General features: G+C 56.9%; 9 protein-coding genes. 2 read left to right on the top strand and 7 right to left on the bottom strand.

Features of this window, described 5'->3' with window-relative positions; translation table 11 throughout:
• From QMZ05_RS29435 to nodD1, 7 genes are all read right to left on the bottom strand, one after another.
• On the bottom strand, positions 1-448 hold a 448-nt coding region (locus QMZ05_RS29435; protein WP_353703939.1), incomplete at its 3' end, for a hypothetical protein.
• Between the two features lie 1895 nt (positions 449-2343).
• Entirely contained in the window at positions 2344-3372 is a 1029-nt protein-coding gene (locus tag QMZ05_RS29430; protein WP_353703938.1) for an LLM class flavin-dependent oxidoreductase, read from the bottom strand.
• Between the two features lie 299 nt (positions 3373-3671).
• Positions 3672-4766: a histidinol-phosphate transaminase gene (hisC, locus tag QMZ05_RS29425; RefSeq protein ID WP_353703937.1), complete on the bottom strand. Its 1095-nt coding sequence runs from the start codon at positions 4764-4766 to the stop codon at positions 3672-3674.
• A gap of 735 nt (positions 4767-5501) precedes the next feature.
• Positions 5502-6215: a MerR family transcriptional regulator gene (locus QMZ05_RS29420; RefSeq protein WP_353703936.1), complete on the bottom strand. Its 714-nt coding sequence runs from the start codon at positions 6213-6215 to the stop codon at positions 5502-5504.
• Positions 6216-6335: 120 nt separating this feature from the next.
• Positions 6336-6545 carry a hypothetical protein gene (locus QMZ05_RS29415; protein WP_353703935.1) on the bottom strand — a complete coding sequence of 70 codons (210 nt, stop codon included), beginning with the start codon at positions 6543-6545 and terminating at the stop codon, positions 6336-6338.
• 277 nt (positions 6546-6822) lie between these two features.
• On the bottom strand, positions 6823-7830 hold the full coding sequence (locus tag QMZ05_RS29410; RefSeq protein ID WP_353703934.1) for a LysR family transcriptional regulator: 1008 nt from the start codon (positions 7828-7830) through the stop codon (positions 6823-6825).
• A gap of 737 nt (positions 7831-8567) precedes the next feature.
• Positions 8568-9512, bottom strand: a complete 945-nt coding sequence (gene nodD1, locus QMZ05_RS29405; protein ID WP_353703933.1) for a transcriptional regulator NodD1 — start codon at positions 9510-9512, stop codon at positions 8568-8570.
• A 497-nt stretch (positions 9513-10009) separates the two neighbouring features.
• Between nodD1 and QMZ05_RS29400 the strand changes: the two genes are divergently transcribed.
• Together QMZ05_RS29400 and nodB are read left to right on the top strand one after the other, a co-directional pair.
• Positions 10010-10645 carry a NodA family N-acyltransferase gene (locus tag QMZ05_RS29400; RefSeq protein WP_353703932.1) on the top strand — a complete coding sequence of 212 codons (636 nt, stop codon included), beginning with the start codon at positions 10010-10012 and terminating at the stop codon, positions 10643-10645.
• 23 nt (positions 10646-10668) lie between these two features.
• On the top strand, positions 10669-11301 hold the full coding sequence (gene nodB / locus QMZ05_RS29395) for a chitooligosaccharide deacetylase NodB (RefSeq protein WP_353703931.1): 633 nt from the start codon (positions 10669-10671) through the stop codon (positions 11299-11301).
• Positions 11302-11314 lie beyond the last annotated feature (13 nt).

Raw genomic sequence — 11314 nt, 5'->3', positions numbered from 1 at the left:
CGCTCCCTCCGGTCAGTTGACAGAAACAAAGAGCATCATCGACTGCATCGAAGACGGCTACTCGACCTTCAATGACCACCGCACGTGCCAGAATAAACTGCGCGATCGTAGTTCGATTGGCGGTAGTTTGCATGGCGGTCGGCAAGGTCGCGACTGCTCGGTCAAAGAGCGTTCCCAAAACCTGAAGGTCTTCTGGATAGCAAACCACACTGTGCCCCGGTCGTAACGGGGCGGTCCGCCTGCCGTCAAGTGCGCCGCGGGTCGTCGCTTTGCCTAACCAATCGCGGTCCTGTTCTGCTGCAACAAGTGCGCTTGTGAGTTTGTTGAGCAGCTGCATCGCGTCAAGCGCGTTCTTATCCTCGCAGATTAGTCCGGCAACTGCTTCCACTTGCCGGCCAATGCTTTGCTTGAGGTGATCGACGCGCGAATTGCAACAATCAAAGTTCATGATGTCTCTCCAGATCAACTAAATGCAGTGGTGGTGCGGATGACGGCCGGTCCTTCATTTCCGTCTGGTAAGTCCCCAGTTTTGCGCGAGGACCAATTTCTATTACCCAATTGTGGCCTACGCATCAGGTGTCACGGGAAGTGAGGGAGCGCGGGATGGGTGTGTCGAAAAAAAATGGAAATTCGCAATTGTCGAGCACGTAGTTCCGGTAGCGCCCGCAATGCACCACGGTCCTTGGCACGATCGTCACGCCTGTCCGCCGCCACATTGTGGCGGTGAGTGTGACTTGGATGCGCGCGGCTCATGACGAAAGGCGAAGAAGCTGTGGACCGAAGTGCTGCCAGGCGACGGGTCGGGTGAGATGGCGAGTCCAGCTGAGCAGCAGGCACAACGCAAGCAGTGCGCGGTCGAAATGTACACCGTGTTGAACGAGGCTGCTGCGGATGTGCCGCTAGCCGATCCGGCACCATACTCGGGAGAGTACCGGAGACGATTGTCGTGCCAAATTCGATGCGACCCATCAAAAAGCGAGATGGGTGGATTGTCGGGGCAAGCTGCGTCCTGCGTAGCGGACAGCAGCGGATATTAAGACGGACGGCGTAGGTGTTGTGTAAAAGTCCTGCAGAGTGGTGGCGCGCATGATTGTCGTCTGACACATGGTTCAGCCGTGTCGTTCTACAGTTCTTGACAACGACGAATGTCAGACCCGCAGGACGTGAGTAGGGCCTTGACGATGGGTACGATGACGCGCCAGCTAGGCAGGACATCGACCGCGACGACGTCCTCGGAATGTGGCGAAAGTGATGTCGGCATAGCATGAAACGCCTGTGCGCTTCTAATGATTGTCGAGAACAACGCATGACACGTGACTGCGATGGAGCCGGTTGTAGAAAATGGGTTCATGGAGTGCCCGCTTGCTCAGTAGGGCTGAGCAAACGAAGGGATTGAATAGTGGTGGTCATGCGGTGCCGAAAACCAGGCGAGAAGCGCGAAGTCATTGCGGCGCTCGGCATAGCGTCCTCGTGTGAGTCCGACCGGGACGACATTCGTCGTGCAAGCGAACGATTGTGTAGAGCCGGGCAGTGACGGCGCTGTGTGAGCGGCCGCTTCGACACAGCGACGACGCCTGTGTGGATCTATTGGTCCGTGAAGGGTAACAAATCTGGCCCTAGCCGACGTGCCGAGCTGTTCGTTGGTCCCAAACCTCTGCTGCGCAGGCATCAGCCGGAGCCGATGGGAGCCAAGCTCTCTTCCTGCGTTATGGCGCAAGGCACTTATCCTCTGCATGACGGCCGATTGGTGCGCGCCGGCACGTCTCTCCATCTGGTCAGCGGGAACGCTCGTCGCTGCGAATAGCCACTGGGTTTTCCATATCGAATTCGCATGCAAATGTGCTGAAGGTAGAGAATTCATGGTCATACGGCGATCCGGAATACGACTTCTGAAGGCACGCGATTATGTATTGTATTCGGGCAAAAGCGGTACAATCGATTGTTTTGATGGGACACATCCAGATCGCCGATGGGCCATTTACGATGTACCGTGCGCGCTTATCAACTTCAGTGAACGAAGCACGTATTGAGTAGATGTCGTTCTTTACCACCGCGGTCCAGGCGCAATCCTCGCAGCATCTGATACATGTGCAACAGCGATGGCATGCCTGGGCTCAAGACGGCCCCATTTCTGAATGCGCTTCGCCACAAGAAGCGCTGACGCGGCCCCGCGGCGTGCCGACGCGCTGGCGGCTCGCAGATATAGTCCGTGGACCTCTTGTTGAATAAGGCTACGGGGGGCTGCTCGCGCGCCAGTGTACGTGCCACTCCGTGGCACGCAACGACTGGACTGAAGAAGCTGGCCTGTGACCGCGTGAGCTCAAACAGTCGAAAGATGCATCGTCAGCAGAGCCGAGCGACAAGCTCGGATTGGAGTTTGGTCGCGGTGTAAACCGAAGCATCCAGTGGCAGATTGCCAAATGCAAGCTGACAAAGCAGGTAGTTGGCACCTGCCTCTTCCATCTGGTTAAGAAGATGTTGTCGGACGGAAGCTGGCGTTCCGACGACGCACAATTCGCTCTCAAGTGCCGCATCGAAGGTCAGTGGCAGGTTAGGTGGTGTCGGAATGGCATTGAGCTCATAAAGGAACATAAAGCTCTCGAGCCATCGTTGGTACGCAGTTGCTGCCAGCGAATACGCTTCTTCATCGGAACGCGCAATTACGATCATGCGGAGCAATCCGGTGAATGGCTCTCGATCATCTGGGTTAGTGGTGCGGGGTAGATGCGCGCGGAAGGCATCCGTAGTTTTTCGAATGATAGAGGAGGGGCCTACGCACGCGAGATTCGCGCCGTTCGTAGCGGCCCAGGCCGCCGATTCAGGCCGATTGCTAGCGACCCAGGTTGGCGGATATGGACGTTGAAGCGGCTTTAGCGTCAAGGGAACATCGTTCAGCTCAAAATGATGCCCATGGTAGGAAAGCGTCTGGTCTTTCATCGCGTTCGTGAGGATTTCACTAGCTTCCTCATACCGGCCTGGGGCTTCGTTGGCACTAATGCCGAAATAGCCCAATTCGATCGGCAGTGAGCCCCGTCCGATGCCGAGCTCTAGTCTGCCACCGCTCAATTGGTCGAGCATACAGAGTTCCTCGAATGCCCGCAGTGGGTGATAGAGGTTCAGTAGCATTACCAGGGGACCAACACGAAGTCGCCGTGTGCGTTGAGCGACGCTTGACAAAAACAGGTTCGGCGACGGACCTCTCCCGTGCGGCGTACAATGGTGCTCGGCCAAATGGTAGGCATAGAAACCGAGAGAGTCGCACGCTTCCGCCAATGTCAGGCGATCTGCGTATTGTCGCGCGGCATCGCGGCCGTCGTCGTCCAAATGATCGAAAATTCCGCAGGTCAGTTTTGAAGGATTGCGATTCGTCACTCGATTGTCTCCGATTGTAAAACGCAGGGTGGCCTGTTCGCTTCAGGCCGCGAGCGATCTGGCTTGTCGACGCCTTGTCATATGATCGCCGTTAGAGCTGTATTCCGTGGTGTATTGTTCGGTACCTGATCACGATGCCCGATCCTCGAAGGTGATCGTCAAAAGCGCTGGCCGCTATTGCCTGGATTGGAGCCCGAGTCGGGGCACTGCACTGTTCATCGACCAAAGCAACGCGAATCCATCTGGATCATCCTGCCCTCATGTCAGTTTCCTGCCGATCGGCTGGATAAGGCGCGCAGCTAGCAACTGCGCGCTGCTGAAATCGCCTTGGTCGCCGCCAGAAACGCATCCATTTGATCTTTGGTACCAATGCTAATGCGGATACAGCTTTCAAGGCTCTTATCGGGGAAGGCGGCGACAAGGATCTTCTCCTTCGCCAGGGCCGCTTGCCACCATCGGCCATCTTGTCCGACAGGGGCGTGGGCTAGCACGAAGTTTGCGTGGGACGGTGTTACACGAAAGCCGAGCTGAGATAGCTCAGCTGCAACTCGCTGCCTTTCATCTCTGATGTGTCGATGGTTATCTTTGTAAGCGGCGCGATGCGAAAGGATGCTGATGCCAACTGCTTGGCCGATAACGTTCATATTGAAAACGTTCTGGATGTTGCGCAGCCTGCCAATAAGCGCGGGATGACCTAAACCGAAGCCGACGCGAATGCCGGCTGCAGCATAGCTTTTCGAGAGCGTTCGAAGGATCAGAAGGTTCGCATAACGGCTCAGGAGCCGTAGGCCATTGTCGGGTGCAAAGTCGACATAAGCCTCATCTAGGACGATTAGGCGATCCGATCGTGCCAGCAGACGTTCGATATCGGCGAGCGGAACGAAGACGCCGGTCGGATTGTTCGGATTAGCCAACAGAACGAACTTGGCGTCTGCCGCGGAGCCGGAAAGAAGCTCCTCGATCGGCAAGGAATGGGGTTCCGCACTTTCTATCTCAAGGAGCTGGGCAGCGTGCAACATCGCAAGCTTGCGGTTGAAAGAGAAGCCTGGCGAGAGCATTGCAACGCGATCACCGGGGGTCAGGAAAGCTCTGTAGAGCAGCCCAAGAAGTTCAGATGAGCCATTGCCGGCGATCACATGATCCGTCGCGATGCCGTAGGCACGGGCAGCTGCTTCCCTCAAGCTGATATTGTCATTTTCTGGGTACAGGTACTGCCGCTCAAGAGCCGCGCACGCGCCTTGCATGACAATGGGCGGCAGCGGGAATGGGTTCTCATTCGTGTCCAGTTTCACATAACTCGAGTCTGGGGCAGGCCGGCCCGCCGGCGGGACATCTAACTGGCGCGCCACTGGAGAAAGAGAAGAAAGCACGTTCTGGAGTTTTTCGTCCGACATGGTGTTCTTCCTATGGGTCGTCGAGAGCTGCCGCAACGTCAGTATGCAGAGCCGATTAGCTTGCCGGATGCTGCAGCAAACTGAGCGCTGTCCTTTGCGGCGAGGAAAACGGCAAAACCAAATTGGCTTGACGATTGAAAGCCGACGCGATCTTCAGACGGGGGTTGAAATCTCGTCCAAGAAGAATCTGAAGAAGCAGACCGCTCGTTGTCACGTTCTGTTCCGCAGAGGAGAGCCTCGGTACCAGACTCGCGATGGTGTCAGCATTTTGCCGTCTGGTATCGACTGGCAGTCGGGCACGTCAGCATTGGATAGTTCAGCGAGCCCCGCCACCAGCAGCACAAACGTCGCGACAACTGCGAGGGCGAGAAAGGACGCGAGTATCGCAACAGCTAGGTTTTCAAGGCGTCTCATCACTCAGAATCCTTCCGGATCTACGGGGCGCCGCGTGGGCCAAGGCATCAGGTCTACTTGGCGGCGTCGACAGGATTGCCGTGCCGTTGCCCGGGAGCGCTGGCCATCTGCGTTGGACCGTACAATGTGACGCTACGTACGTTTCAAGCCCTTTCTTGTCGGGCAAACCAATCACTACGTTCAGGGCGTGTGGATCGTAGAGCTAGTGCGGTAAGAGCGGCGCGTTGAGTTATCAAACCATGGGACAAGAGTCCGGCTCTGGCGTTTCACTGACGTCTGGGGATCGCGGCTTGGAAACCGAAAGTGATCACACACGCAGCGTCAGTGCGGCTGATTCTCGAGCGCGGCAAGTGCGAGATCGAGATACTGCATTAGATTGGGATCCCAGCCGGCCAGACTCCGAGGGGCGCTCAATCGCGCAAGAACCTTCAGGATTGTCGAGACGGTCGAATCTACTCCTGCGATTTCGCTGAACAGCAAGCGCGCCTCTAACGCTACGGCCCTTGTACGCTCGCTGGAAGGATGCTCACCGCGATCCATGCAATCGCGCAACTCGTCGCGGATTCGTCGCCACCGCTCCTCTCGCTCAGCGGCCAGCTTGCATGTGCATCGGTGGGGCTGGGCGCGTTTCTCGACTCTCGACATAGCATCCAAGGTTGCAGGAAGTTCGTCTACGCTCACCTGTACGTCACTATCGGTCGTCATATTTCGCAAGCGATCCCGCAGCAGCGTCGCACGCGTGACCTGAAGCTCGATTCGCGACAGATGTGAGCGCAATAGATCAGTAAGCGAAGTGCGTCCCTCCATCGCCTTACGTATCTCGTGAAGGGAGAAGCCAAGCTCACGCAGCGCTAGAATTTGATGAACTCGTTGCACACTTTCGCGATCGTACATTCGGTGGCCGCCGTCGGTGCGCTCCGACGCAGCAAGCAGACCCGTGTGCTCATAATGATGCAGAGTGCGTACCGTCACTCCGGTAGCATCTGCAAGTTCTCCGATGCGCCATCGACGCCTTCGTGGTGTAGCTTTGGTCATGGTGTTCCAATTCAAAGCCTACAACCTGACGTCACGTGAGATTCAAGCTATTTCAAGGGGCTAGCTGAACCTTCTTCCATTCCGGCGCAAGCAAGGTGGGTATTTCGGATCGTCGTTCGATCAAGCTGCAGGAGAAATAACGTCCATCAAACTCATTAATGACGCCGATTGTGCCTCGCCAGCACCTGCACGCCTCAGCACAAGCCTGGCGATTGCCGTTCGATTCTCGGGGGTGCGGATAGACGCTGGTAGCGCCGTGACGGCAGTATCAAATATCCTTCCCAAGACCGAAAGATCCTCCGGCCCAAAGAAACCATAGTAGTGCTGCACGTTCAGCTCCCGATATCATTGCGCAAGACGAGCGCACGTGGGTCAACTGCTTGCTTGAGCCGTTGCTCGCGCGGCGGGCTCGATAGCAATTTGCAGCGGTGTGCACAATAGCGTGAGGATAGATCTTAAAGGGGACGAACTGTTGTGCGTCTCGAGCGCAGGCGGGAATCGGACGACGAGAGTGCAATGCACGCGAAGGAGGTGGCTGGAACATGCGCCCGGCAATAGGGCGTACGCCGTTAAGGAAGCGACGACTACGATGGATGGCAATGGGGTCTCACGGAGTATCCAGGGGGATCCGATCACAAGGTGGAGTGGGTGACGAGACGTCTTGACCCACTTTAGAGGAACTAGAAGCTTGCGTGGACTCGTCGGGTGGCGCGATGCAGGAGGCCTCTTGCAAGATTATCTCTCGCAGCCATGTGCTTGCCGGATCACTGTTGTGAAAGGCTGGCCACTGGACGGTTTCGTTGAATGCGGGAAGTGAAAACGGTAGGTCAACTATCCGTAGTGGTGTCGTTTTCTCGAAATGCCGAACAAGCCTTAAGGGCAGCATCCCTATACGATCAGTGCCCAATAGCATGGACGGGATCATACTGAAGCTCTGCACACTAACATCGATGCGCCGCTTGAGGCCGTGCTCGAGAAAAAAGCATTCCTCGATCGCAGACTTTCGCGTAAGTGCACACCTAACCGCGACCTGTCCGATAGACATATATCTCTCGAATGTGAGCCGCCGTGATAGCTGCTTGTTTGTGCAGCAGCCGACGCACACGAGCCGGTCCTCGAATAGCGTTGCCTTAGGATGTGCGCTGGACATCAATGAGTCGGGCAAGATCACGAAGTCGACTTCACCGCGGCGGAGAAACTCATCGTGATCGTCGGCGGGGGGCAGCAGCTCGAACCTGACGTTGGGAGCGTCTCGTGATACACGCTCCACGACCCGTTGGAAAAACACAAGTGTGCTGCAATCCGAAAGACGGATCACGAACCGGCGATGTGATTCGGTTGGGTTGAACTCATAATGCGAGATAATGGAAAGCTGGATCTGCAGCAGAGCCTCGCGAACAGGGGTGGCGAGGCGTTCCGCACGCAATGTCGGGACGAGTCTCCGGCCTCTCATCGCAAAGAGATCATCGCCGAAATAGGCGCGTAACCGGGAAACGGCGGCACTCATGGCGGGTTGGCTCAGATTGATCCTACGCGCAGCCTCAGTGAGTGTCCGCTCGGTCAGCAGAGAATCGAGTGCGACGAGAAGATTAAGATCCAGGCCTTTGAAGCGCATGCTCACTCTTTTGAAAGCGTTTGCGTTCTTGCTGTGCAAGGCAGCAATAGCGCCTGTGACAATCTTAATCCCGCAGCTGTGTCAGAATCGTTCTGACTTACTGCGCGATTCCGAAGGATGCGCCCGCGCTTGATCGCAGCAAGCGGGTGGCCGCATCGCGGAGTCCGCTGACAATCCAAATGACCCAGTGCTGCGCCTCTGCCATCGGGTTGCCGTACCACATCGATCACTGCAAAGATCGTTAGCGGCGACCCTGGTGCCTGCGCAAATAGGATTGCAGGAGCGATCCGCAACGTGGCGTAGCCGTGGTCGCTCTTCTGGGTGCTCTTTGTAAATCTACAACCTGACGCTACGTCGGGTTCAAGCGGCTTGCGTTTGGCGAGGCGGCTCTGGTCACAAAGCAGTATGCAGTGCCAGTGCGGCGGGAACGCTCACTTTGCTGCTGCCTCTGATGCCGTAGGCATTGGCGGCCGCGGCGCGACACCGCGCAAAGACCGCTAGCCGCAGCGCGGAAAAACGAGGATACACCGGCCACTCACGAACTGCACTTAGCGTGGGAATCGAACGCGTTGCGGGAAACGCCGAATTGCGGCTCGCTTTTCGTGATGTGGCCTGGCGCTGCAAGCAGATCATCTGAGACGATCCAGGCATAAGAAGGAGAACCGCTCCAGAGTAAGGGGCCGAAGGAGTCTATCGGTAAGAATGCCAAGAGCGGAAATGGGTTGCTATGAGAAGAACTAGCAGCGTCTGCGGCTTGAGGGCATCTTACCGGGAAGAGCCATGTTGGACGCCTCCTGCAACAATAACCGCCGCATCCAAATGCTGGCCGGATCAGTATTATGAAAGGCCGGCCATTGAATAGCCTCGGTGAACGCGGGAAGTGGGAGCGGCGGCTCGACGATCCGTAAGGGCATCAATTTCTCGAAATGCTTAGCCAGTCTTAAAGGCATCGTCCCGATACGGACGGTGTCCAACACGACTGGAGGGATCATGCTAAAGCCCTGCACGACGATCTCGATTCGTCGCTTGAGGCCGTGCTCAAGCAAAAACCATTCTTCGATATTGGGCCTTAGTGTCCGTCCGAACTTGGCGGCAACATGTCCCATTGACATGTAGCCCTCAATTGTAAGCTGGCGTGATAGCTGCTTGTTTGTCCGGCAGCCTACGCAGGCAAGTGTCTCCTCAAATAATGTCGCCTTGGGGTGCGCACCCGACATGAACAGCTCCGGGGCGACCAGAAAATCGATTTCACCGCGCCGTAGGAGCTCGTCGGGTTCATCTGAAAACGGCAACAAATCGAACCGGACGGCGGGAGCCTCCCGCGCAATGCGGTCTATGATCTTTCGAAAAAAAATGATCGTCATGAAGTCCGAAAGGATCACCCTGAAGCGGCGGGTCGATTGCGCCGGATCGAACGCATCGCGCGAGATAATGGAGAGCTGGATGTGCAGCAGAGCCTCGCGAATCGGGGCCGCAAGTCCTTCCGCCCGCGATGTTGGGACGAGTTCCCGGCCTCTCATCGTAAATAGTTCGTCACGAAAATAGGTGCGCAGCCGGGCAACGGCGGCGCTCATGGCGGGCTGGCTCAGATTGATCTTGCGCGCCGCTGCGGTGAGATTGCGCTCGGTCATCAGCGCATCGAGCGCGACGAGGAGATTTAGATCAAGGCCCTTGAACCGCATGCTGTGAGTCTATCCATCGTGTGGATGAGTTCAATCAATACAATCGATTTTACCAGATCGGGGAATGTTGGATAGCAAACATCAGTTTGTAGAAATTAAAACAGGGCACACCAAGATGGCTGGCGGTCTTCGCACGGGCTCAGGCAAGAAGTCTCAGTTATGCGCCGAGCAGCAACAGGGACAAACGGACATCGTGGCCGGCGCGTTCTTCAAGCCGCGCAAGATGCATCGCGCAGGCGTGCCGCGACAAGCACGTTCCGACTCAAGAAGGTGTCCGATAAACCTACGTATAGCGTTTCCAACCCTTTCCATATCGGCGGCTTACCTCCGTAGGCTGGAGGTTGTGTCGGGTTGCTCCTACTTTCGCGGCCAAGCGAGCTGCCGACCGTAGGTGTCAAATGCCTCTGCCAAGAGGCTCAACCGATCACCTCTGGGCAGTCAAATCGTTTTGAAAGCAAGTCTACTCTCGAACGCCCGGCGGCACGTCGGAGGCACCGATGAATATGTCTGTATCCAGCTCTACAGGCAATCTCTTAGCGCGCTCTCAGGTGCGGTGGAGATTGTGTTGGGAAAATGAATTAGCGCTTGCCGATCATACTGAACTCGCCGAGTTCTTCCGAAAGGCATACGGGCCAAACGGTGAGTTTAATGCAGCGCCGTTTGAAGGCAGTCGAAGTTGGTCTGGTGCGAGACCTGAGCTCCGCATCATCGCTTACGACTCAAACGGCGTAGCTGGCCATGCGGGCATACTACGACGTTTCATCAAGGTCGGGGAGACTGATCTGCTGGTGGCCGAAATAGGCCTTTACGCAGTCCGTCGAGATGTCGAGGGACACGGAGTTACCTATCAGGGAGCATTGCGCGTCGGATATCCGGTGCTGCAGAAACTTGATGCTCCGTTCGGTTTCGCCGCGGTGCGCCCTGCGATGCGCAAGCATATCGAACGGATTGGCCGGAACGGGATGGCCAATATTTTGACGGGAGTTCGCGTGCGGTCGACCCGTCGGGACGTGTATCTCAACGTGCCGCCCACGCTCGTTGAGGAAGCGCTCCTGGTAGTTTTGCCGATTGGTCGGCCGATGAGCGAGTGGCCGAGCGGTACGATGATTGATCGGAACGGGCCAGAGCTGTGAGACATCTCGATCTCGGACTAGAAGTGCGCAGCGAGTACGCTGATGCCAACGGGAGTCGAAGCGTCTATTTGACGTTTGACGACGGCCCTCACTCCGTTTGCACTCCGGATGTCCTGGATGTGCTGGCGGAACACAACGCTCCCGCCACGTTCTTTGTCATCGGCGTCTACGCGGGCGACCAGCCGGAGTTAATCCGACGAATGGTCGCAGAGGGACACGAAGTCGCCAACCACACGATGAGTCATCCGGACCTGTCCGGATGCGAGCCCGCCGAAGTGCGGCACGAAATACTAGCTGCAAGCGGGGCGATCAGAAGTGTGTGCCCCGGTGCCTCGCTGCGACACATGCGCGCCCCGTATGGAGTGTGGACTCAGGAAGTGTTGAGGACATCTGCGATGGCCGGACTCGTTGCCGTGCACTGGTCGGTCGACCCGAGGGACTGGTCACGTCCTGGCGTCGATACGATTGTCGACACGGTGATGGCCTCCGTTCGGCCGGGAGCCATTGTGCTCCTCCATGACGGATGTCCTCCTGGCGAACTGCAACGGGACGACCCTAAGGGTCCACGCGAGCAGACCGTCAAGGCGCTTTCCCGCCTGATTCCAGCAATGCGCGACCGCGGATTTGCAATTCGCCCGCTTCCTCAACCCCACTGAACAGCCCCGGGCC

It is taken from the genome of Bradyrhizobium sp. INPA03-11B (genome assembly GCF_040446015.1).
In the GTDB taxonomy this organism is placed as follows: domain Bacteria; phylum Pseudomonadota; class Alphaproteobacteria; order Rhizobiales; family Xanthobacteraceae; genus Bradyrhizobium; species Bradyrhizobium macuxiense_A.
Note: the sequence above shows the minus strand (reverse complement) of the source record. Positions and strands in the feature narration are given on the sequence as shown.

What these genes read in the sequence shown, in the direction of transcription:
- hisC (WP_353703937.1), bottom strand. Translation starts at nt 4,766, where the DNA reads ATGTCGGACGAAAAACTCCAGAACGTGCTTTCTTCTCTTTCTCCAGTG.
- QMZ05_RS29420 (WP_353703936.1), bottom strand. Translation starts at nt 6,215, where the DNA reads ATGACCAAAGCTACACCACGAAGGCGTCGATGGCGCATCGGAGAACTT.
- QMZ05_RS29410 (WP_353703934.1), bottom strand. Translation starts at nt 7,830, where the DNA reads ATGCGCTTCAAAGGCCTGGATCTTAATCTTCTCGTCGCACTCGATTCT.
- nodD1 (WP_353703933.1), bottom strand. Translation starts at nt 9,512, where the DNA reads ATGCGGTTCAAGGGCCTTGATCTAAATCTCCTCGTCGCGCTCGATGCG.
- QMZ05_RS29400 (WP_353703932.1), top strand. Translation starts at nt 10,010, where the DNA reads ATGAATATGTCTGTATCCAGCTCTACAGGCAATCTCTTAGCGCGCTCT.